Genomic DNA, 24,920 nt, shown 5'->3' on the forward strand with positions numbered 1-24,920 from the left:
CTGCGTTGATTTCCTATTTTTCAGTCGCTTTTAAACGCCCTTTGCATCATAAATAGAATAGGAGAGGTCATGGCTGATGATAAGCTAAGAGCGACTCCTGCGGCTAGAAAATTAGCGGATGATCTTGGGATCAACCTCTATGATGTTTCTGGTTCAGGCGCAAACGGTCGTGTCCACAAAGAAGACGTGGAAACATATAAAGACACAAATGTGGTTCGCATTTCACCACTTGCAAAACGAATTGCTTTAGAACACAATATTGCTTGGCAAGAAATCCAAGGAACTGGTCATCGTGGTAAAATTATGAAGAAGGACGTCCTTGCTTTCCTTCCTGAAAATATTGAGAATGAGACCATTAAGTCACCTGCTCAAATTGAGAAAGTCGAAGAAGTTCCTGATAATGTGACACCTTATGGTGAGATCGAGCGGATTCCGATGACACCAATGCGTAAGGTAATCGCTCAACGGATGGTGGAATCTTACTTGACAGCACCAACCTTTACTTTGAACTATGACATTGATATGTCTCAAATGTTGGCCCTTCGTAAGAAGGTATTGGATCCAATCATGGAGGCCACTGGCAAGAAAGTCACTGTAACAGATTTGCTTTCTCTAGCAGTGGTTAAGACCTTGATGAAACATCCATACATCAATGCGTCATTAACAGAAAATGGCAAAACCATCATCACTCACAATTATGTCAACTTAGCGATGGCAGTTGGGATGGACAATGGATTGATGACTCCAGTTGTCTACAATGCTGAAAAGATGACCTTGTCAGAGTTGGTCGTAGCCTTCAAGGATGTTATCGGACGTACCTTGGATGGTAAGCTTGCTCCAAGTGAATTGCAAAACTCAACCTTTACCATCAGTAACTTGGGAATGTTTGGCGTTCAATCATTTGGACCAATTATCAACCAACCAAATTCTGCCATCCTTGGCGTTAGTGCAACGGTTGAAAAACCAGTGGTTGTGAATGGTGAAATTGTTATTCGTCCAATCATGAGCTTGGGCTTGACCATTGACCACCGAGTAGTCGATGGGATGGCTGGTGCCAAATTCATGAAAGACTTGAAAGCCTTGATTGAAGACCCGATTTCAATGTTGGTCTAATCAACGAGAGAGAATAGAAACAAGAAAAAGAGGGAAATAAAATGGCCTTAGAAGTAATTATGCCGAAAGCCGGCGTAGATATGACCGAAGGACAAATCGTTCAGTGGAATAAAAAAGTTGGCGAATTTGTAAAAGAAGGAGAAGTTCTCCTTGAAATCATGACAGACAAAGTCAGCATGGAGTTGGAAGCGGAAGAAGACGGTTACTTGATTGCTATCTTGAAAGGGGACGGCGAAACTGTTCCTGTAACAGAAGTGATCGGTTACCTTGGTGAAGAAGGGGAAAACATCCCTACAGCTGGAGCAGTAGCACCAGAAGCGAGTCCAGCACCAGTCACAGTAAGTGCTTCAAACGATGACAATAAGAGCGATGATGCTTATGATATCGTAGTAATCGGTGGGGGTCCTGCTGGTTACGTATCTGCTATTAAGGCAGCTCAATTAGGTGGTAAGGTTGCACTCGTTGAGAAATCTGAACTTGGTGGAACGTGCTTGAACCGCGGATGTATCCCAACTAAGACTTACCTCCACAACGCTGAAATCATTGAAAATATTGGTCATGCGGCAAACCGTGGTATTATCATTGAAAATCCAAGTTTCTCAGTGGATATGGATAAGGTTCTTGAAACCAAGAACAAGGTCGTAAATACCTTGGTTGGTGGTGTTGCTGGACTTCTTCGTAGCTACGGAGTGGATGTTCATAAGGGTATCGGTACCATTACGAAAGATAAGAATGTCTTGGTCAATGGCTCAGAATTGCTTGAAACCAAGAAAATCATCCTTGCTGGTGGTTCAAAAGTTAGCAAGATTAACGTTCCAGGTATGGAATCATCCCTTGTCATGACCAGTGACGACATCCTTGAAATGAATGAAGTTCCAGAAAGCCTTGTCATCATCGGTGGTGGGGTTGTTGGTATCGAACTTGGTCAAGCCTTCATGACCTTTGGTTCAAAAGTTACTGTTATCGAAATGATGGACCGTATTGTTCCAGCTATGGATGCAGAAGTATCTAAGAACCTTCGCTTGATCCTTGAACGCAAGGGTATGACCATCTTGACGGATACGAAATTGCAAGAAATCATTGAAGAAGATGGCAAACTCCGTATCAAGGTTGAAGGAAAAGATGATATCATCGCAAACAAAGCTCTTCTTTCAATCGGTCGTGTTCCAGATCTTGAAGGAATCGGTGAAGTCGAGTTTGAATTAGACCGTGGTCGTATCAAGGTTAACGAATACATGGAAACTTCTGTTCCAGGTATCTATGCACCAGGTGATATCAACGGTACTAAGATGTTGGCCCATGCTGCCTTCCGTATGGGTGAAGTGGCAGCTGAAAATGCTCTTAAGGGAAATCATGCTGTTGCAAAATTGAACTTGACTCCTGCAGCCATCTACACACTTCCAGAAGTGGCGGCTGTTGGTTTGACAGAAGAACAAGCTCGTGAGAAATACGACGTTCAAATCGGTAAATTTAACTTTGCGGCGAACGGTCGTGCCATTGCATCAGATGCGGCTCAAGGCTTTGTTAAAGTCATTGCAGACAAGAAATACGGTGAAGTTCTTGGGGTTCATATCATTGGTCCTGCAGCAGCTGAATTGATCAACGAAGCTTCAACCATCATTGAGATGGAAATCACTGTGGAAGAAATGCTCAAGACCATTCATGGTCACCCAACCTTCTCAGAAGTGATGTACGAAGCCTTTGCGGATGTACTTGGCTTGGCAGTTCACTCACCTAAGAAGAAATAATACTATTCTTTCAACTAAATTTTCTTAAAGTAGTACGGACGGCAGCGACCTCTCTTAGAGTTCCATGCCTAAAAATTGAGCCACTTGTCTCAATTTTTCCGAGAAATGTAACGAGTTATCGTTACATTTCTTTTTACTACTTCAGAAATTCAAGTGAAATTCAACTATTTCTGTCTAATGCTTATCTTACTATGAGTAGGATTTATAAAACGAATTTTTGGAATTACTATGAAATACATTATTAATTATTCAAATGATACTGCTTTTAATATTGCTTTAGAAGAGTATGCTTTTAAGCACCTCTTGGATGAGGATCAAATCTTCCTTCTTTGGATTAACAAACCTTCGATTATCGTTGGTCGTCACCAAAATACCATCGAAGAAATCAACCGTGACTATGTTCGGGAGCATGGGATTGAAGTGGTTCGCCGAATCAGTGGTGGTGGGGCTGTTTATCACGATTTGAACAATCTCAACTACACCATCATTTCAAAAGAAGATGAAAACAAGGCCTTTGATTTCAAGAGCTTCTCAACTCCTGTGATCAACACCTTGGCTCAACTTGGGGTTAAGGCTGAATTCACGGGTCGTAACGACTTAGAGATTGATGGCAAGAAATTCTGTGGAAATGCCCAAGCTTACATCAATGGTCGGATCATGCACCATGGTTGCCTTCTTTTTGACGTTGATTTGTCAGTCCTTGCTAATGCGCTTAAGGTGTCTAAAGACAAGTTTGAGTCCAAAGGGGTTAAATCAGTCCGTGCTCGTGTGACCAATATCATCGATGAGTTGCCAGAAAAAATCACGGTTGAAGAGTTCCGTGACTTGCTTTTGGACTACATGAAGAAAGAATACCCTGAGATGACAGAATATGTCTTCTCGGATGAAGAATTGGCTGAAATCAATCGTATCAAGGAAACCAAGTTTGGTACCTGGGATTGGAACTATGGAAAGTCTCCTGAATACAATGTCCGTCGTGGCACTAAATTCCCTAGCGGTAAGGTTGAAATCTTCGCAAACGTCATTGAATCCAAAATTCAAGATATCAAGATTTACGGTGACTTCTTTGGTATCGAAGACGTAGCAGCAGTAGAAGATATCCTTCGTGGTGTCAAATACGAACGCGAAGACGTCCTCAAAGCCCTTCAAACCATTAACCTAGGTCGTTACTTCGCAGGTATCACTGCAGAGGAAATTGCTGAAGCAGTGGTTGAATAAAGTCGTAAGAGATTCGCAGAAGCGGGTCTCTTTTTTGAAACTAGTTTCACATAGAAATTATTGTTTTACTAAGGATTTTGTAGTATAGTAAAGGTGGAAAAATGTATTCGATTACAAAAATATAAATATGATTTTTTAATACTCAGTAACCACTAAACAACGAAATTAATTGACTAGCTAGGTATTACTTTCCTTTTCTGCTTTAGAAAGTGTGATGATATGAAACGTGTCTTTATTATTTTATCAAACCTTTTCATCTCTAGCTTTTTGATTTGGATTGCCTTTATTTCTCCAAATACGGTTATCCACCGCAGTCTTCCGGTAGTAGGTGTGGTAAGACAAGAAAAGAGCATCAAATATGAAGACTTATCTACCTCTTTAGATCTCTTGGCAAGGGAAAATCATAGTATAATTGCTCGTCAGATACAAAGAACAGATTCTAAAGGGCAGGTTGTTTTCACCTATGATATCTACGGAGAGGGAAAACTTCCTTCTGGAATTAAAAGAGAGAAGAAAAAACTGGCTGCCAATGAAAGCCTGGTAGTGAATTATTATGTATTAACAGGTGATTTAGAAACTGAAAAGCTGGATCAAACGCTTCATACTCTTGGTTTCTCACAAACTTTTATAGAGAAACCAAATCCTCTGCAGACCTTTATTGCCTTTTTTGGCTCAGGTTCACAATCACTTGCCTTGGTTATTTTTATCATTAGTTTTAGCGCTTTGACGATTATCCAGAAAACACTTGAAATGAGAAGCGCTGGGATTCGATATATCTCAGGAATGAGACGCTTGCAGCTTTTCGGACATTCTTTAAAAGATGATAGTATAGAGTTGCTTTTGGGATGTATTGGCGCAAGTATAATGGGTGCGGTTCTGATTTATTCCTTTCAATTAACACCTTTTACCTATTCCGTCATCATTTCGAGTAGTATTATTTACAATGGGATGTTACTTATTTTATCTGCTATCTTATCCTTCCTCTTTGCATATAGTATTCAAACAATGCATTTAGTCACCCTTCTAAAAGGGAAAGTTCCATTAAAGCGCATTTTGCTCTTCCTCTTTATTTGTCAATTTCTTGCTGTCACACTAATTGGTCTTGCAGTTCATCGAATCAGTATTTATGGATCCGTCTGGCAAACTTACCAAGAGGGAAGTGAGGCTTGGTCTAAACAATCAAATTGGGTTCAAATTAGTACAAATCGAGAATATTTCTATCAGATTACCAGCAAAGAGACTATGAAGGAAAATGGTAAGAAATGGTCTAAGCTCATCGAGTCTGGTATTGAAAATGGTGGTCTTTTAGCTTATCATAATCTCGTATCTTTTAGCTCAAAAGGAGTTATGACGGATCCTAGTACAGGTAAAGAGTTTTCAATTACAGATTATGATCCTCTTGCACGAACTCTCTATGTAACTCCAAATTATCTTGATATTCAGAATGTTCCAGTTTCTCCTGAAGGAAAAGATCACTTAAATCATTTACAAGCAGGAAAATTTGGTCTCTTACTTCCGGAAAAACTAAAAAGTCGTGAAGAGGAGATGATCAAACGATATGAAGATTATCTATCTCCTCGAGATGATCAAGGGAACATCGCTTTATCGATGAAAGCACGGGTAACCTATCTTCCTAACAACCAAAAACGATTTATCTACAACAATACACCAATCAGCTATAAGCAATTCTTTACCGATCCGGTTTTAGTGATTGTTCAACCTGAAAGTTTTGGAGGCTACGAGAATCCTTATTTCACCCAACTAAATTCCTACCTTTATTTTAATGGACTTGAGAATAGTAAGAAGCTCGTTGCTGAGTATGATCTTGAAAAAAATGTTAGTCAATATGACTATGCGGCGTCTGTATACCAGCAGATGATCCAATCCATTCAATTAGAGAATCTCATTATCATTGCAGGAGGAATCTTTGCAATAGCTACTTCCATACTACTCTTTAACACCATGAATTTCCTCTATTTTGAAGAGTTTAGAAGACCAATCTTCTTGAAGAAGATTGCAGGTCTAGGATTTGTAAACATTCACCAAATGATTTTGCTTTCAGAAAGTATCCTCTTACTATTAGGAAGCCTCCTGACATTCCTTCTCACTCAAGAATGGTGGATTGCTCTTGCCACTCTCTTGCTATTTATTACTAATGCTTGGTTCATTCTCCTATACCGGTCTCATAAAGAAGACCACTTGCTAGCCACTGTATTGAAAGGAGCCTAATATGATTAGCATAGAACATTTAACCAAATCATTTGGCCAACGAACAGTCTTTCAAGATTTGAGTTTGCAGTTTACAGCTGGAAAAGTTTATGCTCTGATCGGAAATAGTGGGTGTGGTAAAACAACCTTGCTTAATATCTTGGCGAAGTTAGAGCCTTATGAAGAAGGGAGTATAAGCTATCAAGGGCAAGAACTGAAACAAATCAAACAGCATCACTTTTTTAAGCATGAATTAGGCTATCTCTTTCAAAACTTTGGCCTACTTGAAAACGAGACTATCGCTAAAAATTTAGACTTGGGATTGATTGGGCAAAAATTAACGAAAAAAGAGAAGAAGCAGCAAGAAGAAGAAGTGCTCAAAAAAGTAGGATTGGCTTACCTAGCTCTGGATCAAAAGATTTATGAATTATCGGGGGGAGAGGCGCAACGTGTCGCATTAGCTAAAGTTATTTTAAAAGATCCACCTTTGATTTTAGCGGATGAACTAACTGCAGCACTGGATCCAGAAACCTCACAAGAGGTGATGGACTTGCTCTTAATGTTAAAGAATCAAGAGCGTATAATCATTATTGCAACCCATAATCCAGTGATTTGGGAACAAGCTGACGAAGTGATAAGGCTTAACTAGTTCATGGTTGAAAAATGGTAGGATCTTCTAGTTTATCTTTTATAGCTATTCAGAGGAAAAGCTGATGAAAAAAGATTATGTCAAACAAAAATTTTTAAGTTTTATCATCAAAAGTTAGTTCATGACACGGCCTCTTTTCTTGATATTCAAAAATAATGAGAGTAGAATATAGAAGAAATCTGAACACAAAAGGGGATCATATTCAATGATGAAAATTCCAGTTGAAAATCTTGGTCTATTTGAACAGTTAGATCGTATAGTAGTGGCTTTTTTTAGAAAGAAACAATCTTCAAGTCCTTATGATTTGAATGTCAGTATTACACAAGAACACCTTGACCAGAAAAAGCAAGAGCTCGAACCATTAGGCTATCAAGCTGTCCAACTACCATTAGGAATGGCTTTAGATAATATCATTCAGCAACCTCATTATAAAAATTTAATCCTTGGCGGACTTGCTCCCGACGAAATTATAGTCAGCAAAGAAGAATTATTGCCTTTGAAAGATATTGTGGATAGTTTTTGTATTATGTACGCTGCAGCGAATAACAGACTGGAAAATAGTAAGGCTTATGAATTAATGAAAGATAAGACGGTTTATTTTATTGGTAAACTATTTACAGATTTTCCAAAAGCCGGTGATGAAATTGCTTATTTAGGAATTGATCGAATAGCGACTGATGGTACACCATATGAAGCAGTTAAATGCTTTCTAACGGAAGAGAGTGCAGAGAAGTTCAATGGTGAAAAAAGACCTGTCACCCCTGCAAACTTGGCCTATCTAAAATCATTCTGGGGAAAACCAGTCATTATTGAGCCACACCGTAATTATTGGATTGAATTTTTATAGAAAGTATAAAAGAGCGGTAGACATTCAAAAAATCTATCGCTCTTTTTAAAACTAATATATTACATAATTTACGTTATGTAATTTTATAAACTATCCAAGGCATTTTTCTGTTCATCATTAACGATATGCGTATACAAGTCGGTAACTTGGGTGCTAGCATGTCCCAGCTGGTGGCTGACCAAAACCTGTGATTTGGTTGCATCATAGAGACGCGTTGCTAATGTATGGCGAAGCTTGTGGGGTGTCACGCGGACTTTGAAGTCTTCTGAATACTTGGCGACCATCTTTTCCACGCTAGAAGCATCGATCCGGTTTGGAACACCTCGATACAAGGTCAGAAAGAGGGCTGTATCAGTCTTTTCTGTCTTGTAACGTTTGTCTCGAATAGCGAGATATTGTTCTAGATAAGGCTTCGCAAAGGCAGCAACATTAACAGAGTCTCGTTTTCCACCTTTTCGAGTGACGTCAATGACCATCATCTTAAGATTGAGGTCACGAAGGTCTAGGTTAACGGCTTCAGAGAGACGGACACCAGAGGCAAGAAGGAGTGCGATAATGGCTAAATCTCGCTCTTTATTCTTATTAAAAGAGGATAAGGCGCGATTTGAGAGTGTTTGAGGGTATTCCTGGTCGATATAGTTAAGAAAACCCTCTGTTTCATCGCCTAAAAAGAGCTTTTGCTTGATATTTTCAGCTCGGGCCGCCAAGGTTTCTTTCTTTTTCTTGGTAGCAACCTTCTTCATGACGTTGCGGTAGAAATATGGTTCCCCTTGCTCGTTTTCAACTTCCTCAGTCAAATACTTATACAGACTAGATAATGCAGAAAGGGTACGGTTAATGGTCGTTTGGGAAACCCCGTTTTTCGTTGTATTGGCATTGAGCAGAGGGCGTTCACGTAAGTAAAGAATAAAGGATTCCATGTCTTTCTTGGTCATGTGCTCCAGAACGTCTAAAGGGATCTCGGCCATGGTATCAGCATCCGATATACCAGATTCCAAAACCCAGGTGAAAAATCGATCGTATTCCTTTAAGTATTCGTACAAGGTCGTAAAACTGTATGGAACGGCCAGTTTTGATTGGTAATATTCCAATACGTACCAAGGCATGACTTGTTTGAGTTTATCAATCCGTTCTAATAAGATCTCGCGTTTCATGTTTTTCTCCAAATCTTTCTATACTAGTAGTATAGCATAGCCAGATATATTTTTCAAGAAAATTATAGTTTTTCGGAAAGATGTTATAGGGGATCTATAGGACTGTTTTAGTTTTCTGTATACCTTTTTAAACAAAACAATCAGCAAATCTCACGGATCTACTGATTATTTTTCTTCTGTATCTTATTTTTCTATATAGCGAAAAGAAATCTTGCTACCACAGAGCCAATTGTAGACTCGATCATTGACTTGAACATTCATAGCTTCATGGGCATATTCTGGCATGATTAAATGCTCTTTTGGACATTCTAATCGATTATAAATGGCAAACTGTGTCTCAGGATAACAAACATTATCATCTAGCCCAGTAATCATGTGAACCTGTCCATTAATGCGGTGGGCAAAATTTTTCACATCAATATAGGCTAAGGTCTCCATGATTTGGTCTTCCGTTTCATGGAATGGATCATGGAACTTGAAATAACGGAAAAGCTCATCATAGGCCTCACTGGTGTTTCCCATCTCTAATACACGTCTGAAATCCGATAAGAATGGATAAATGGCTACTGTTCGTTGGATTCGGGGATTCAATCCGGCAGCAACCAGGGCCAGGGCACCACCTTGAGAGGCTCCATAGCTGGCTAGTTTGCTGTCATCTACTTGAGGAAGGCTAGCTACAATTTCAATTAACTGGTAAAGATCTAAGTAGACATCCTTATAAAAGAGCTCATCTGGACCTTCCACAGCTCCGCGGATAATCTGGCCTTTTACCGTGTTTCCAAGTGGTGATCGATCTCCATCTGTTGAATAGCCTGATTGACCTCTTACATCCATAGATACAACGCCATAACCGGCTACTGTATAAGCCAGCATGTCTGTCCAATCCCAACAACGGCCCATATAGCCATGAAAATGGAAAATAACTGGAACCTTCCGATCTGTTTTTGGGAAAACAACCCGCGCGTAAACAAGCCCATTTCGTGTACCTTTAAAGGTTAATTCATAACAAACAACATTTGGAATGCTGAAATTTTGTTCTTCAAGCTTGTATTCAGGAAGTTCAGCAATGTTTGCTAATGCCTTGTCCCAGAAATCATCAAAGTCTGCAGGAACTTCATCACGCCCTTTATAGGTCTTCATTTCCTCAAGTAAGGCTGGATTCTTCATCAGTTTCTCCTTTTATTTGTAACCGGTACCAAAAATGTACCACATTTACTTAAGGATTGCAAGAGACAAATAAAAATTACATAACCGAAATTATGTAATTTACTATAGATTCAAAAATAGACTTAATTGTTTTACTAGATCTGGATTAGTGGGTAGAGCTGAATGATGAGCCTTGCGTCCTTTTAAATTTACTTCTGTATAGGCTTGTTTCTCAAAAATAGATTTTGCTGCTTGTGCGCTAGAGAGAGAGACGATGCCGTCTGATTTTCCAGTAAAGCTACCGACAAAGTTAAGGACCTCTACTTCTTTTTCTAAGCGATGTTTCCACCTTTGAAAATCGTCATACATCTCTTGATTGAATCGGTAAGGACTACCAATAATAGCGAGCTTGCTTACGGTCAGCTTTTTCTTCTCTAAAAAGCCACTCTCCAATAAACCAGTCAAAACTAGTCCACCATTGGAGTGTCCGACTGCCTTAAACTCTGTAAAATAATAGTGGTCAAGAAGATAGGTAAGAGCGAGCTTAAGAGATTCGATTTGCTGCTTGATATTGCTGTAACCATCTCGATTGTTCTCGAAGCCAATCACAATCATCGGATTCGGCTCTTTTGTATTCAGTCTTCCCTCCATCTCTATAGACTCATCTTTATTGACTTTTATTTTTAAGAGACTCTGCTTTTTTCTAGAATAGCGATGGAGCATGCGGATGGTTCCATTGAAACGCTGGATACTGGCTGAACTCCCAGGTACAAAGATGATTGGTCTGATGGGAGGTTTCTTCGACCCTTTAGGAAATTCAAAGGGCTTTCTGTGCGAAGAAAACAGTCTTATAAAGAAACGAATGACTTGTTGAAATAGTTTTTTTAACATCTTTCCTCTAGTAGTAGTTTCTAAAAGAACCCAGAACAGTGTGTTCCAGGCCCTTATTAGAAAGAATTATTTTCGTTTTTTCTTATTTTTGCGCATTTGTTTGGCCATTTTGTTCATAGCCCGTTTCATCATGAATTCGCCGGCTTTTCCTTTGAGACCACCACCGAACATTTGGCTCATGTCAGGCATTCCAGCGCCTCCGCCAAGAGCTGATAAGTCAGGCATTCCACCTTGTCCCATCATCCCTTCAATGGCAGACATATCAGGCATTCCACCAGGCATGTTCTTCGGCAGATTATTTGGATTCAGCCCCATTTGTTTCATCATCTTGTTCATATCGCCAGAGAGGACGCCTTGCATCATCTGTTTGGCTTGGTTAAAGTCCTTAATGAATTTGTTGACTTCGACAAAGCTATTTCCTGAACCGGCAGCGATCCGACGACGACGACTAGGGTTCAACAAATCTGGATTTTCGCGTTCAGCTGGGGTCATAGAAGATACAATCGCGCGTTTCCGAGCAATTTCTCCTTCGTCGACCTTGAGGTTCTTCATTGCTGGATTGTTAGCCATACCTGGAAGCATTTTGAGCAGATCTTCCATCGGTCCCATGTTTTGAACTTGGTCTAACTGATCGATAAAGTCGTTGAAGTCAAAGGTATTTTCCCGCATCTTTTCAGCGAGTTCAAGCGAGCGTTTCTCATCGTATTCTTGAGAAGCCTTCTCGATCAGCGTGAGCATATCCCCCATACCGAGGATCCGACCAGACATGCGGTCTGGGTGGAAGGTTTCGATATCAGTGATTTTTTCACCAGTACCAGTGAACTTGATTGGCTTCCCAGTAATCTGACGGACAGAAAGGGCTGCACCACCACGGGTATCCCCATCGATCTTAGTCAAAATCACCCCGGTCACTTCGAGTTGTTCGTTAAACTCACGCGCCACATTGGCTGCTTCTTGACCGATCATGGCATCGACAACCAGGAGGATTTCATTTGGCTCAGCAAGAGCTTTGACATCGCGCAACTCACCCATGAGTTTCTCATCGATTTGCAGACGACCAGCCGTATCGATCAAGACATAGTCATTGTGGTTGGCTCTTGCTTGCTCCAAACCTTGACGTACGATCTCCACTGCAGGGACTTCTGTACCTAGTGAGAAGACAGGGACATTGATCTGTTGCCCCAGAGTCTTCAACTGGTCAATGGCAGCTGGACGATAGATATCGGCCGCAATCATCAAAGGACGTGCATTTTCTTCCTTGACCAATTTATTAGCCAATTTCCCAGCAAAGGTTGTTTTACCAGCCCCTTGAAGACCGACCATCATGATAATGGTTGGAATTTTTGGAGATTTGATAATGTCTGCTGTCTCAGAACCCAAAATGGCTGTCAATTCTTCATCGACAATCTTAACGATTTGTTGGGCAGGGTTCAGGGTTTCAATAACCTCATGCCCTACGGCCCGCTCGCGGACGCGTTTGATAAAGTCTTTTACAACAGGAAGGGCAACGTCGGCCTCTAGGAGGGCTAGACGAATCTCTTTGGTTGCCTCTTGGACATCCGCTTCAGAGATTTTCCCTTTCTTACGAAGATTTTTAAAGACGTTCTGTAAACGTTCGGTTAAACTTTCAAATGCCATTATTTTCTCCTATTTTTTCAATTCAGTGGAAATCGTCCGAAATTTTGCAAACACTCTAGTTCTTCGGGTGTGACTTCTTTCATGATTTCATTTGGATATCCCCAACAGCTAAAACCTACTTGCATAGCTTTGGAGATATCATTGGGCGAAATAATCTGTAGTCGAGTTTGAAATGGTTCCTCTGCGGCTAATAGTTTGCAAGTTATTCCTTGGTAAATGACGAGACTGCCCATGGTTACTCCCGATTATCAATACTTGTTAAAATCTCAACTTGCTCTTGTAGAAAAGCATCCTCTGGATAACGCTCCAAAATCTGATCAAAAATCTGACTGCGAACAATGTAGTCAGAATACATATGAAGCTTCATTTCATAATCTTCCAGTATCTTTTCTGTACGTTTGATATTATCATAAACAGCTTGACGACTGACACCGAACTCTTCCGCAATCTCAGCCAAGCTGTAGTCATCTGCATAATAGAGCTCGATATAATTCATTTGCTTGTCTGTCAAGAGCGCTGCGTAAAACTCAAAGAGCGCATTCATTCGGTTGGTTTTCTCAATTTCCATACCTTTCATTATATCAAAAAAGCCCGCTAAAGACTAGCGGGACTTACCTATTTTGCCTCACAAGAAACAAGGAAAATGGTTTAAAACAAAATCGCTGTTTTCTAGCGAAAGACTCTTTTTTATCTTACGTAATATAAATTATGTAAATCTAATTATTTTCTAGATAAAATTCAAAGCGCTCACCGACATATTGACTTTTTACATACTCAAAAGCGACACCATTATCAAAATAAGAAATCTGAGTCAAACCAAGTATAGCCTGTCCTTTGGGAATCTCTAAGTAATGGGCAATCTTTTCTTTGGCCAAGCGAGCGTAAATAGTTTGTTGAGATTTGCCAATGCGATAGCCATGCTTTTCTAAGGTTTGGAAGAAGTGGCTGGTTACTTCTTCTTTTTTGAAGTTTTTGATAAATTTTTCTGGAATCGAGGTGACTTCATAAACGACTGGTACACCATCCGCATAACGAACCCGTTCCATACGTACGATGGTTTCAGTCTTGTCGATACCAAGCTTATCTACTTCTTGAAGGCTTGGAATGGTGCGTTTGTATGATATAACCTGTGTCGAAGGGATCTTTCCTTGGGCCTTCATGATTTCAGTAAAACTGGTTGTCCCCCGCATCTTTTCCTGGACGCGCGTGCTAGCGACAAAGGTCCCACTGCCTACACGGCGTTCCAGTACTCCTTCTTCTACCAAAAGTGTAATGGCTTGACGGAGGGTCATGCGACTCACTTGAAACTTTTCTGCCAAGTCTCGTTCACTTGGGAGGCGCTGTCCAATTTTCCAGATTTTCTGGTCAATTTCGGCTTTAATTTGATCGTGGATTTGTATGTAAGCTGGAATCATATTGCTACTCTTTCTGTGTGTTATAACCTATTGTAGCGCAAATTTATCAAATCTTCAATCCTAGTCAGTCTTGATTGGTAATGAAGGGCCATTTGTGTTAGAATAGAGGAAAAGAATTTTCTAGAAGAAGGGGAAAAGATGACAAACCTATCAACTGATTTGCATGATGTTGAAAAAATTATCGTGCTTGACTACGGTAGCCAGTACAATCAGCTTATTTCACGTCGTATTCGTGAGATTGGTGTCTTTTCAGAATTGAAGAGCCACAAAATTACGGCAGCTGAAGTGCGTGAAATCAATCCAGTTGGGATCGTTCTTTCAGGCGGACCAAACTCAGTGTATGAAGAAGGGTCTTTCGATATTGATCCTGAAATTTTTGAACTTGGAATTCCAATTCTTGGGATCTGTTATGGAATGCAGCTATTGACTCACAAGCTTGGAGGAAAGGTTGTACCTGCAGGAGATGCTGGTAACCGTGAGTATGGTCAATCTGAGCTAAACTTAGCTGAATCTTCTGCCCTTTTTGATGGAACACCGGATAAACAGTTGGTTTTGATGAGCCACGGAGATGCTGTAACAGAAATTCCTGCCGACTTTGTCCGTACAGGTACTTCTGCTGACTGTCCGTATGCTTCGATTGAGAATCCTGACAAGAAAATCTATGGTATCCAATTCCACCCTGAAGTTCGTCACTCAGTTCACGGTTATGATATCCTTCGCAACTTTGCCTTGAATATCTGTGGTGCCAAAGGTGACTGGACAATGGATAACTTCATCGAGATGCAAATCAAACAAATCCGTGAGAAAGTTGGAGACAAACGTGTTCTCCTCGGACTTTCTGGTGGTGTTGACTCTTCTGTTGTTGGGGTTCTTCTCCAAAAAGCCATCGGGGATCAATTGATCTGTATCTTTGTAGACCACGGTCTTCTCCGTAAAGGGGAGGCTGACCAAGTTATGGATATGCTTGGTGGTAAGTTTGGGTTGAACATCGTTAAGGCAGATGCTGCCAAACGTTTCCTTGATAAATTGGCCGGTGTTTCTGATCCCGAACAAAAACGGAAGATTATCGGTAACGAATTTGTCTATGTCTTTGACGATGAGGCAAGCAAACTAAAAGATGTGAAATTCCTTGCTCAAGGGACACTCTATACAGATGTGATTGAGTCTGGTACGGATACTGCTCAAACTATCAAGTCTCACCACAATGTTGGTGGACTCCCAGAAGACATGCAGTTTGAACTCATCGAGCCTTTAAACACTCTTTACAAGGATGAAGTTCGTGCCCTTGGTACTGAACTTGGTATGCCAGACCACATCGTATGGCGCCAACCATTCCCAGGTCCAGGGCTTGCCATCCGTGTTATGGGTGAAATCACTGAAGAAAAATTGGAAACAGTCCGTGAATCAGATGCTATCCTTCGTGAAGAAATCGCTAAAGCTGGTCTTGACCGCGACATCTGGCAATACTTCACTGTTAACACTGGCGTTCGTTCCGTAGGTGTTATGGGTGACGGCCGTACATACGACTATACCATCGCTATCCGTGCTATCACTTCCATCGATGGAATGACAGCTGATTTTGCCAAGATCCCTTGGGAAGTCCTCCAAAAAATCTCAGTACGTATCGTAAACGAAGTTGACCACGTTAACCGTATTGTCTACGATATCACAAGTAAACCACCTGCAACCGTTGAGTGGGAATAAAATATAGAACAAATTTAGGTAATTTAATTAATGTAACAGCATTATGATTACTTATAAAGATTGAAAACCATCAAAATAGCTTTTGATGGTTTTCTTAATTTTATATATTTACTGTTTGTAAATCCAAACAGAACCCTTATATTCTTGAGATATAAACAAATAATATTTTGTTGTGTTGTTTTTAATGATATTGACAAAGAATGTGATTTTTATTATAGTTATTATGTTATAAATATTTAACATTCATTAAGAAATTTGTGTTAAGTATAATAATTAATCTACTAATTTTACGAGGAAATTATGGAAGAAAACAATCAGTTAATCCTAAAAGGTCACCAATTAAATAATTTGTCTAATCATCATTTACAAGATGTTATTTCTATGGCTGTATCTGAGAAAAGACCTGTAGAATTAGCTTGGAGCAACTATTATTCTGCATCAGAAAGAGAACAGTATAATGACTATCTGTTTGATCTCGGGCTAACTCAATATCAAATAACAAACTCAATGATCGGACAAAAATTACCTTTTTCTCAAAAAGATGTTGAGGAGGCTATACATAATAAAATTAACGAAAATATTAGTATGGCAGAAACTAACTTAGCCAAACTTGATAAATCTTGGAAGAATGATAGTAAAATATTCTTAGAAAATCTACAAGCTGAGAATCCCGAATACTTTTTAGACTGGTCAAAAGAACAGATTAGTAAAACAAAATCTCCAGGCTTCTTTACATTAAGTCTATCGGCAATGCTATCTGGTTTAGTTTTGTTGTATATTTTTTATATGAATGTATACAGTATGGGTAGTGAGCATTTTTTTCAATGGGTATCAGAACCTTTTATTAGTCTAGTCACGTTGGAATTTTTGGAATATCCATTTTTATCCTTCTCATTCTTTATAGGATTTGTAATTGCATTTGCAGTTTTATTGACTATCACAAGTCCACTAACTATTTCTCTTTGGGAAAAATTTGTTAGAGATCCTTCAGCAGAATCAAAATCTAAAAAGATTGCTAACGATCGTTATATTCACTCACAAACAGTCTTAAAAGAGTATACAAATAAGCCTCTATCAGAATTTATTGAAAAGAATGTTTATAACCAATTAATTACTGATGCAATCCCTACTGATTATTTAAATAAATTAATTAATGACTATAATAAGAATATAGAATTGCTAAAAACAACTGATGCTTGGAAAAATAGATACCCTAAAGCAGCAATTAAAAAGGTTTTCAAGTTAAATGAAAAATTGTCTACGGCTTTGCAAGACTATAATAATAGAATTGAAAATGGTACTAGTATGATTGCATTACTACCAAAATCGTATCATGATTCTAAAAGTTTATCAGTTATTTGGCAGTTATTAAACGAGGGACGGGCAGATACATGGAAAGAAAGTGTCAATCTTATGAAAACAGATCAATTCCAAGATCAGATGCTCTACACCATTAATAATCTTTATCAATCTGTTGATAATCTTTCATCTCAACTGGCTGATGATGGTAAGAAATTGCGTGATAGTCTAGAATTCTCCATTCAGCAACAACACTCTCATTACTCTGAACTGAAACAATCAAATTCTAAACAAAATACTCTATTAGAGCAAAATAATAAATTACTAGAAACGCAAAATAATATGACAAGTGCCCTTTTGATGTCAGAGTTAATCTCTAGATAGATACATAAAAATTTATTTAAATACAAAAAATCACTTGATTTTTCAAGTGATTTTTTGATTTACTACTATAGTCAAAAATGATGAAAATACATATAGAGATTTTTATTTGAATAGTATTTATAAAACATGTATCTTATAGGAAATAATTGATCTATTCATTTCAAAAGTTTGCTATAAATCCGTGCAAATGTTAATATGCTTCCCCATAGTAAACTTAAGATGATTATAATCATTTTTCCAGAACTTACTTCTGCTCCGATAATAAATATATGAAAGAGAGGAGCGAGGCTCATGCACATGTAAATTAGATAAGTAAGGAAATTAACTTCACCAATTCCAATAATAAAATATTTCATGAAGTCTTTCATAGTTTTTTTATCTTTAAGCTTCTTAAAAATGGTATATAAGATGTTTGCTCCAGTAAGTCCGATTAATAATTCTATTGGTAAGAAGTAATAAGAAAAAATCAAATGAGAAGTTATTACAAATGAAAATATTAGAATATCTAAAAAAATACTCTTAAATTGAGCTTTAATCAGATGATATAAAAACGCAACCAATATAGAAAGTATAAACATCTTCATAATACATTTCCTGACTTATTTTTTACTTTAAAATATAATTATTTGTGTATATACAACTGTTTCTTTCATAATTTATAACAGAATGAGATAATTATTTTCAACATGATAATAGCATAAATTTATAAGTTCTTCAAGCGTAATTATTTATGATTTAAACTTACTTTGAAGAATCTATTCTAATAGATACATACACTATCTTTCGTATAAGATTTAACTTGATTCTTAAAGAAAACAATGCTATGATAAAGTTATCGTTATTTTTATGAATTATTAAGTAAAATACTTTTAAAGTTTAGGAGAAACAAAATGTCAGAAATTACAGTATCGCGTCAAACTGGCCTTGTAGGTGTATTAATGAAGGTAAACGTTTATATCAATGGAGAATGTGTTGCCAACTTAAGCAAAGACGAAACCGTTATACTTCCGCTTCCTGAAGGGCTTGATATGGTTAAGGTCTACGTAGATCAAAGAGGAGCCTTCACTCGTTCTAAGGAAGTGATCGTAAAAGCTGGTCAAACAGCTATTATTAAAGCTTCAGCTATGAAAACACTTCTAGGTATTTTCGGAAAAATCTTAGGTCTTCCTTATCTCTCAATCGAAGTAACAGATTAAAAAGCCAATGAAAATTGGTTTTTTTTTAGGACTTAAATTTTTAATATAAGCCTACAGAAAAAGGAAGCAGGTTTTATCCCTTTGCCTCCCAACTAGTCTATCCTTTTTATCTTATGACGGGCTTACAGCTTCTTTATAAACAGATGACAGTTTGCTCCATAAAAAAACAAGGGATTCTTCCCTTGTTTAGAGTGACTGCTTGTATTAGAACCAGGAAAATAGTTTCATGATGAACTGATTCATTTCAACGAGACGTGAATAATAATAATTTCCCCCATTAACGTAGAGCTCTGAGCCATGTAAAAATGAAATAGGATGGAGATAAAGATAGGTCTTCCTTGTGACATTACCAAGACTCGGTGCAACCACTTCTTTTGAGTATTTACGAGCTAATTCAAGACTGTTTTTCCCGCCATTTTTTTCTACATATTCAATGTAATCCTGTCCGAAATTATAAGCCTGAACAGCTGTCCAGGGATCGACTCCCTTCTCCTTTGCTTTTCGTAGATTCTCAGAGAGGGTTTGAATTCCTTGGCGGATACTTTCTTTATTATTGGTGATAGAATTTGTCTGGCCTGTTGCACTTTCACTGGCCTGCATGACATCATCTTCCTTGCCCTTGGTCTCTGTATAAATCATAGCAAGGATCAGATCTTCATTGGTACCAGTATCTTCCTCAGCCAGTACTTCACGCACTAGGGTACGATAAGTCATGACCTGTTTTACATCCCGGTGTATCTGATAGCCCTTGTATATGAAAAAGACGAGCAAGAGGCAAAAGAAAATTTTTATTATTCGTTTCATCATTATTTATTCTGAATGTCCTCTATATTCTTGATGAGGATCGAGTAGGTCCCATTCTCATTCTGGATGAACTCTACCGATTCAGCATCTTCGTAAACATGGTTAGGGACCAAAAGCTCAATTCCGTTTGAAAGGGAGAGTTTTTGGTTTTCAAATTTCTTCAATTGGCGGCTGGCATCAATCTCATCGAAGCGAACAGGATCTGGAATAGTCTCTTTCACCTGATCGACAAAACTGAGTCGAGCTGTTAAGTTGTTATCGAACAAATCATTGGCTAACTTTTCAGGTGACAATTCATTCTCTTCTTCCAGTTGGTTGAAAATTGCTGATTTGACCTTGGATTGGAACTGAAAATCATCTTGTTGGAAGTTCTCAGCAATCCGTTGGGCCGTTTTTTCGATTTCTTTGATCGATTTTTTAGGTGAAATCTTGGGTTGCTCCTGGAGGAGATTCTCAGAGAAATAGTTCAAGAAAGCGCCATTGTACTTGATTCGTTTTTCAATCAAATAGTACTTGCGACTTTGAAGATTGATGACCAAGGCTTCATCGGCCCCCGTTCCAAAGCCAGGCAGATTGTTTTGTGTCAGTTTGATTGGATTGTCCACTTCGCCACCTAAGTGTGTCAAGGTTTCACGCAATGCAATTCGGAGGAAGGCAAAGTGGTCCACCCCTTCTTTTGAGAATTGAATAAACACCAAATCATTGGTCTTTTGATTCTCAGAGATGACAAATTCTTCCTTCCAGCGATTCGCAACTGCTACTGAAGTTTCTAGTAAATCATCCGAAATCATCTCAAGAAAAGGGTTATCCTCTTCAAAAATACCGGTCTTGGCCTCATCGGAGTAGACCCGTTCTATCTTTTTGCGCAAGTATTCCTCAATTTTTGGTGTGATATTGAGGAATTTGTCCGCTAGATAAAGATCAGTATCGTCTGGACTAAATTGATGAATGATGGCTTTCTTTACGTAAATATCCATAAGATGGTTTAGTCCTCATACAGTGGGAAGGCATCTGTCAAGGATTTGACTTGGTTCCGCACTTCTTCTAATACAGTTGGGTTATCTGCATTTTTCATGGTTTTGATCATCAGTTCAGCCACAGTACGGCTTTCCTCTAAACCAAAACCACGAGCGGTGATGGCTGCTGCCCCAATTCGAATCCCACTAGTCTTAAATGGAGACAAGGTTTCGTAAGGGATGGAGTTCTTATTAAGGGTGATGTTGACTTCATCCAACAAGTTTTGTGCCACTTTCCCATTTTCAACGACTTTCGTCACATCGACAAGGAAAAGGTGGTTCTCAGTTCCGCCTGAAATGACACGGAAATCAGGATCTTGTAAAAAGACAGCCGCCATGGCCTGACTGTTTTTAATGACGTTCGCTGCATACTCTTTAAAGGCAGGGTCCAAAGCTTCCTTGAAGGCTACAGCTTTAGCTGCGATGACATGCTCCAGTGGTCCCCCTTGGATACCAGGGAAAATGGCAGAATTGATCTTCTTAGCCAAGTCCTCATCATTGGTCAAAATTAAGCCACCACGAGGTCCGCGAAGGGTTTTGTGAGTGGTCGTAGTTGTGATGTGAGCATAAGGAACTGGGCTTGGATGAAGCCCAGCTGCTACCAAACCAGCAATATGGGCCATATCGACCAGAAGCTTAGCTCCTACTGCATCAGCAATCTCACGGAATTTTGAAAAATCAATGAGGTGAGAGTAGGCTGAAGCACCAGCAACGATGAGTTTTGGCTTAACTTCTTGTGCTTGTTTTAAAATAGCATCAAAATCTAAGAGCTCTGTTTCTGGATTTACGCTATAAGATACAAAGTTGTAGGTTTGACCTGAAAAGCTCACAGAGGCACCGTGAGTCAAATGGCCACCGGCCGCCAGATCCATTCCCATAACCGTATCTCCTGGCTCAATCAAGGCCATGTAAGCTGCACAGTTGGCTTGGCTTCCTGAATGGGGTTGTACATTGGCAAACTTAGCCCCAAAGATTTCTTTAGCACGTTCAATGGCAAGGCTTTCGACGACGTCTACGACATCAGTCCCACCGTAGTAACGACGACCTGGGTAGCCTTCTGCGTATTTATTGGTCAGGATAGACCCTTGTGCAGCCATAACTGCCTTTGAAACGACGTTCTCAGAAGCAATCAACTCGATATTGTTTTGTTGTCGTTCCTCTTCTTTGGCAATGGCATTCCAAAGATCTGCATCATAGGCTTTGTAATCTTCTTTGTCATAAATCATAGGTCTTCTCCTTAAATAAATTTTATAAAACGTTTTTGTAGCTTGTCGCAAGTATAACCGACATGTTGGTAGAAAGCATGAGCCTCAGTGAGGTAGGCAACAGAGTTTAAGCGAATAAAAGTGTATCCTCTTCGAGTGTGAATCTTAGGTTAATTTAGCTAGTTGCTAGGCTGTTTTCTCAGTATAAAAAGAGTACCCTAATGCTTGCTCGTTAATCTGACTTAAAGCCTCCACATCTGTTAATAAAAGGTTATGTAACATCTTCTTCCTCCCAGAAAGGAATCTCTGGTACACGCTCAAGGATTTCCGAACGTGTAATGGCACCCTGACGCAAGATTCGGGCTTTAGGACCCGAAAGATCTAAAATAGTCGAATCTTGCCCAGTTAGAAAGCTATCGTCTTCAAATCCTATAACTCCATGACCAAGTTCCTTAAGAATTTGCTTGCACTGGGTTCCACTGGCATTCCCAGAGAGATTGGCAGAAGGTCCGATCAAGGGACCGGTTTTACGAATTAATTCCAATATTTTTGGATGAGCTGGCATCCGAAAGCCAACCGTAGTCATCCCGGAATTTATCCAAGCTGGGACCTCTTCATTGGCTTCAAGAATAATGGTTAAGGGGCCAGGTAAAAAGGTTGCAACTAGTTTTGATAGATAAGATGGTTGGTTTTTCGAATAAAATCGAATTTCTTCTTCACTAGAAATATTGAGGTTCATAGCCTTCTCACGAGGGCGCTGCTTTAGAGTGTATACTCGATCAACCGCTGCTTCATCCAGTGCCTTAGCAAAGAGTCCATAGACAGTTTCTGTCGGTAGGACAACTGCATGACCAGCTTCTAATTCTTTCTTAAATAGATCCATTGTCCACCACCACCATTCTATCCTGTCCAAATTGGTCTTTCAGAACGCGAACTCGTTTGTTGGGAAAAGCCTCTTGAAAGAGTTCTTTTACTTTCTTACCTTGCTTATAGCTGATTTCTAGATAGATCTTTCCATCTGGTGTTAAAACACTTGGTGCCTGTTGGGCAATCTTTTCGTAGATGGCATATCCATCACGATCCGCAAAGAGTGCCAAATGCGGTTCAGAAGCTAAAACATTAGCTCCAACTTCTTCTATATCGTCACGCGAGATATAGGGTGGGTTGGAAACAATCAGATCGTAAAGACCTTCTAGTTCATCCAGTACATCTGAGGTTTTAAAGGAAACGACTGCTTCTAACTCTTGGGCATTTGCTTGAGCAAGCTCCAAAGCTTCTTCTGAAACATCACTAGCTTGAACCTGCCAATTAGGTCTAGCCAGGGCTAAGCTAATGGCAATTGCACCACTTCCTGTTCCGATATCAAGTACTCGTAAGGATTCCCTACTGTTTTCTTCAAGAATGAGGGTGACGAGTTCTTCTGTTTCAGGTCGAGGAATCAGCACGCGCTCATCAACTGTGAAAACATGGCCACAGAATTCTGCGCTCCCAATAATATATTGGGCAGGGACGTGGTATTTCAATTGTTCAAAGATGGATTGAAGCAAAGCTTGGTCCTCTGCTTCCACTTCTTTTTGCAAGGCTAGGACAAAGTCCGTAAAGGTCCAGTTTTTTAAAGCACGATATGCGAAGGAGAGGCTTTCTGCTTCCTCTCCGACGGCTATTAATTCTTCTTCATACTGGGCTAATAATTGTCCCAACAACATTATTTGTTCAACTCTTCTAGTTTTTGAGTTTGATCATACAAGATTAAAGCATCGACCACTTCGTCCAATTTACCAGATAAGATGGTATCCAATTTTTGAAGGGTCAAGCCAATCCGGTGATCGGTCACACGGTTTTGAGGGAAGTTATAAGTCCGGATCCGCTCTGAACGATCCCCAGTACCAATAGTAGACTTCCGCTCAGCATCCTGCTCGTCTTGAGCAATCTGAGCAAAGTGGTCAGCCACACGCGCACGGATGATCTTCATGGCTTTTTCACGGTTCTTCTGTTGCGTCCGTTCTTCCTGCATCTCTACCTTGATGTTGGTCGGCAAGTGAACGATACGAACAGCTGTTGCGACCTTGTTGACGTTCTGCCCACCCGCACCAGATGCGTGGTAGATGTCAATCCGAAGGTCTTTTGGATCAATGTCGTACTCAACTTCTTCAATTTCTGGCATGACCAGAACGGTTGCTGTAGAGGTATGGACACGACCTTGGCTTTCTGTCACAGGAACGCGTTGAACCCGGTGGGCACCTGATTCATACTTGAGTTTTGAGTAGACAGATTGCCCAGAGACCATGGCTACTACTTCTTTGATCCCACCAACGCCATTGTAGGAGGCTTCCATGACCTCAAAGCGCCAACCTTGGCTTTCCGCATATTTTTGATACATCTGCAAGAGGTCGCCAGCAAATAACTGAGCTTCGTCTCCTCCTGCTGCTCCACGGATTTCCAAGATAATGTTCTTGTCATCGTTTGGATCTTTTGGAAGGAGTAAGATTTTCAGTTTTTCTTCGTACTCTTCCTTTTCAGCCTTGGCATCTTTCAGCTCTTGTTTGGCCATTTCTTCCAAATCTGCATCGCCGCCTGCTTCCTTGATCATTTCTTCAGCATCGACGATATTTTGAAGTACTTGTTTGTACTCTCGGTACGCTGTCACCGTGTCGCGAGTGGAAGCCTCTTCTTTTGAAAGCTCCATAAAGCGTTTGGTATCAGAGACTACATCAGGGTCACTCAGTAATTCTCCTAACTCTTCGTATCGGTCTTCTACAGCTTGTAGTTGATCATAGATATTCATGTTTGCTCCTTAATTCTTGGTTGTTAGATCATAGATTGCTACAATTTCGTCTTCTATGACTTCGCCAGTTTCTTTAAATCCATAATGGAGATAGCAAGATCTCGCTTGATTATTTTCCGGTTCATAAGATAACCAAAGACTTGTTGCTTTTCCAGCTGGCTCTGTTCGAACAAAGTCAATGACTGCATCCATAGTCGGTTTAAAATAGCCTAAACCTTGAAATCGTTTATCTATCATAAAACGAAATAACAAGTAGTTCCCCTTACTGATCCCAATTTTCCGGTCATAGGCAATCATAACAAAACCAACTAATACTTCCTTATCATAAACTGCTAAGGGAGCTATAAAATCACCATTATTATCATATACATAGGCTTCAGCTAAACTAATGGAATTGGATGCAATAAAATTCCTTTGGTTTGGATGAACTTCTAGATTTAAAACGTCAAAATAATTCTCTATTGTAATATATTTTAAACAAATAGACATTTTTATCCTCT

Annotated in this window: 23 protein-coding genes and 1 pseudogene; 9 read left to right on the forward strand and 15 right to left on the reverse strand. The window is 39.5% G+C overall.

Translation table 11 applies throughout. From position 1 onward, the window contains the following. Positions 1–69 precede the first annotated feature (69 nt). The 6 genes from FJR71_RS02395 to FJR71_RS02420 all read left to right on the forward strand — a co-directional run bounded on the left by FJR71_RS02395 (position 70) and on the right by FJR71_RS02420 (position 7,783). Positions 70–1,113, forward strand: a complete 1,044-nt coding sequence (locus tag FJR71_RS02395; RefSeq protein ID WP_140813984.1) for a dihydrolipoamide acetyltransferase — start codon at positions 70–72, stop codon at positions 1,111–1,113. 41 nt (positions 1,114–1,154) lie between these two features. Then, on the forward strand, positions 1,155–2,861 hold the full coding sequence (gene lpdA, locus FJR71_RS02400; protein ID WP_140813985.1) for a dihydrolipoyl dehydrogenase: 1,707 nt from the start codon (positions 1,155–1,157) through the stop codon (positions 2,859–2,861). A 228-nt stretch (positions 2,862–3,089) separates the two neighbouring features. Then, positions 3,090–4,079, forward strand: coding sequence for a lipoate--protein ligase (lplA, locus tag FJR71_RS02405; protein WP_048691183.1), 990 nt, complete (start codon positions 3,090–3,092; stop codon positions 4,077–4,079). 219 nt (positions 4,080–4,298) lie between these two features. Beyond that, positions 4,299–6,308, forward strand: a complete 2,010-nt coding sequence (locus FJR71_RS02410) for a DUF1430 domain-containing protein (RefSeq protein ID WP_140813986.1) — start codon at positions 4,299–4,301, stop codon at positions 6,306–6,308. Between the two features lies 1 nt (position 6,309). Then, a complete protein-coding gene (locus FJR71_RS02415) occupies positions 6,310–6,936 on the forward strand; it encodes an ABC transporter ATP-binding protein (protein WP_048691188.1) in 627 nt (208 codons plus the stop codon). Between the two features lie 205 nt (positions 6,937–7,141). Continuing rightward, positions 7,142–7,783: a hypothetical protein gene (locus tag FJR71_RS02420; RefSeq protein WP_048691191.1), complete on the forward strand. Its 642-nt coding sequence runs from the start codon at positions 7,142–7,144 to the stop codon at positions 7,781–7,783. A gap of 83 nt (positions 7,784–7,866) precedes the next feature. Here the strand turns inward: FJR71_RS02420 and xerS are convergent, their stop codons facing one another. From xerS to FJR71_RS02455, 7 genes are all read right to left on the reverse strand, one after another. Further along, entirely contained in the window at positions 7,867–8,937 is a 1,071-nt protein-coding gene (gene xerS / locus FJR71_RS02425) for a tyrosine recombinase XerS (protein ID WP_003001539.1), read from the reverse strand. Between the two features lie 183 nt (positions 8,938–9,120). Beyond that, entirely contained in the window at positions 9,121–10,104 is a 984-nt protein-coding gene (locus FJR71_RS02430; RefSeq protein WP_140813987.1) for an acetylxylan esterase, read from the reverse strand. A 102-nt stretch (positions 10,105–10,206) separates the two neighbouring features. Next, complete coding sequence (locus FJR71_RS02435; protein WP_140813988.1) at positions 10,207–10,974, reverse strand: alpha/beta hydrolase; 768 nt, start codon at positions 10,972–10,974, stop codon at positions 10,207–10,209. Between the two features lie 66 nt (positions 10,975–11,040). Next, positions 11,041–12,612 carry a signal recognition particle protein gene (gene ffh / locus FJR71_RS02440; RefSeq protein WP_140813989.1) on the reverse strand — a complete coding sequence of 524 codons (1,572 nt, stop codon included), beginning with the start codon at positions 12,610–12,612 and terminating at the stop codon, positions 11,041–11,043. Between the two features lie 17 nt (positions 12,613–12,629). Then, positions 12,630–12,845 (reverse strand): 2-oxoglutarate:acceptor oxidoreductase, encoded by a 216-nt coding sequence (locus FJR71_RS10070; RefSeq protein WP_140813990.1) that lies wholly within the window; start codon positions 12,843–12,845, stop codon positions 12,630–12,632. Between the two features lie 2 nt (positions 12,846–12,847). Then, positions 12,848–13,180 carry a putative DNA-binding protein gene (locus tag FJR71_RS02450; protein ID WP_125374075.1) on the reverse strand — a complete coding sequence of 111 codons (333 nt, stop codon included), beginning with the start codon at positions 13,178–13,180 and terminating at the stop codon, positions 12,848–12,850. Between the two features lie 148 nt (positions 13,181–13,328). Further along, positions 13,329–14,027, reverse strand: a complete 699-nt coding sequence (locus FJR71_RS02455; RefSeq protein ID WP_140813991.1) for a GntR family transcriptional regulator — start codon at positions 14,025–14,027, stop codon at positions 13,329–13,331. A gap of 138 nt (positions 14,028–14,165) precedes the next feature. Between FJR71_RS02455 and guaA the strand changes: the two genes are divergently transcribed. From guaA to FJR71_RS02475, 3 genes are all read left to right on the forward strand, one after another. Next, the gene (guaA, locus tag FJR71_RS02460) at positions 14,166–15,731 is read left to right on the forward strand and encodes a glutamine-hydrolyzing GMP synthase (RefSeq protein ID WP_140813992.1); all 1,566 of its coding nucleotides are present in this window, start codon (positions 14,166–14,168) and stop codon (positions 15,729–15,731) included. 300 nt (positions 15,732–16,031) lie between these two features. Then, positions 16,032–17,414: a hypothetical protein gene (locus FJR71_RS02465; RefSeq protein WP_140813993.1), complete on the forward strand. Its 1,383-nt coding sequence runs from the start codon at positions 16,032–16,034 to the stop codon at positions 17,412–17,414. Between the two features lie 890 nt (positions 17,415–18,304). Then, positions 18,305–18,610 (forward strand): hypothetical protein, encoded by a 306-nt coding sequence (locus tag FJR71_RS02475; protein WP_061563974.1) that lies wholly within the window; start codon positions 18,305–18,307, stop codon positions 18,608–18,610. Positions 18,611–18,814: 204 nt separating this feature from the next. Here FJR71_RS02475 and FJR71_RS02480 read toward each other — a convergent pair whose 3' ends face one another. From FJR71_RS02480 to FJR71_RS02515, 8 genes and pseudogenes are all read right to left on the reverse strand, one after another. After that, positions 18,815–19,417 (reverse strand): lysozyme family protein, encoded by a 603-nt coding sequence (locus tag FJR71_RS02480; protein ID WP_140813994.1) that lies wholly within the window; start codon positions 19,415–19,417, stop codon positions 18,815–18,817. Then, entirely contained in the window at positions 19,417–20,391 is a 975-nt protein-coding gene (locus FJR71_RS02485) for a nucleoid-associated protein (protein WP_140813995.1), read from the reverse strand. Before FJR71_RS02485 ends, FJR71_RS02480 begins: the two co-directional genes overlap by 1 nt. A gap of 8 nt (positions 20,392–20,399) precedes the next feature. Further along, positions 20,400–21,656, reverse strand: a complete 1,257-nt coding sequence (gene glyA / locus FJR71_RS02490) for a serine hydroxymethyltransferase (protein WP_140813996.1) — start codon at positions 21,654–21,656, stop codon at positions 20,400–20,402. An 11-nt stretch (positions 21,657–21,667) separates the two neighbouring features. Next, positions 21,668–21,790, reverse strand: a pseudogene (locus FJR71_RS10195) (GNAT family N-acetyltransferase); the annotation flags it as partial. Between the two features lie 116 nt (positions 21,791–21,906). Continuing rightward, positions 21,907–22,518 (reverse strand): L-threonylcarbamoyladenylate synthase, encoded by a 612-nt coding sequence (locus FJR71_RS02500; RefSeq protein WP_140813997.1) that lies wholly within the window; start codon positions 22,516–22,518, stop codon positions 21,907–21,909. After that, positions 22,505–23,341: a peptide chain release factor N(5)-glutamine methyltransferase gene (gene prmC, locus FJR71_RS02505; RefSeq protein WP_140813998.1), complete on the reverse strand. Its 837-nt coding sequence runs from the start codon at positions 23,339–23,341 to the stop codon at positions 22,505–22,507. Before prmC ends, FJR71_RS02500 begins: the two co-directional genes overlap by 14 nt. Then, on the reverse strand, positions 23,341–24,420 hold the full coding sequence (gene prfA / locus FJR71_RS02510; protein WP_140813999.1) for a peptide chain release factor 1: 1,080 nt from the start codon (positions 24,418–24,420) through the stop codon (positions 23,341–23,343). Before prfA ends, prmC begins: the two co-directional genes overlap by 1 nt. A 9-nt stretch (positions 24,421–24,429) precedes the next feature. After that, a complete protein-coding gene (locus FJR71_RS02515; protein ID WP_140814000.1) occupies positions 24,430–24,909 on the reverse strand; it encodes a GNAT family N-acetyltransferase in 480 nt (159 codons plus the stop codon). Positions 24,910–24,920: the final 11 nt, after the last annotated feature.

The sequence above is a fragment of the Streptococcus xiaochunlingii genome, from assembly GCF_006385805.1.
Lineage (GTDB): Bacteria > Bacillota > Bacilli > Lactobacillales > Streptococcaceae > Streptococcus > Streptococcus xiaochunlingii.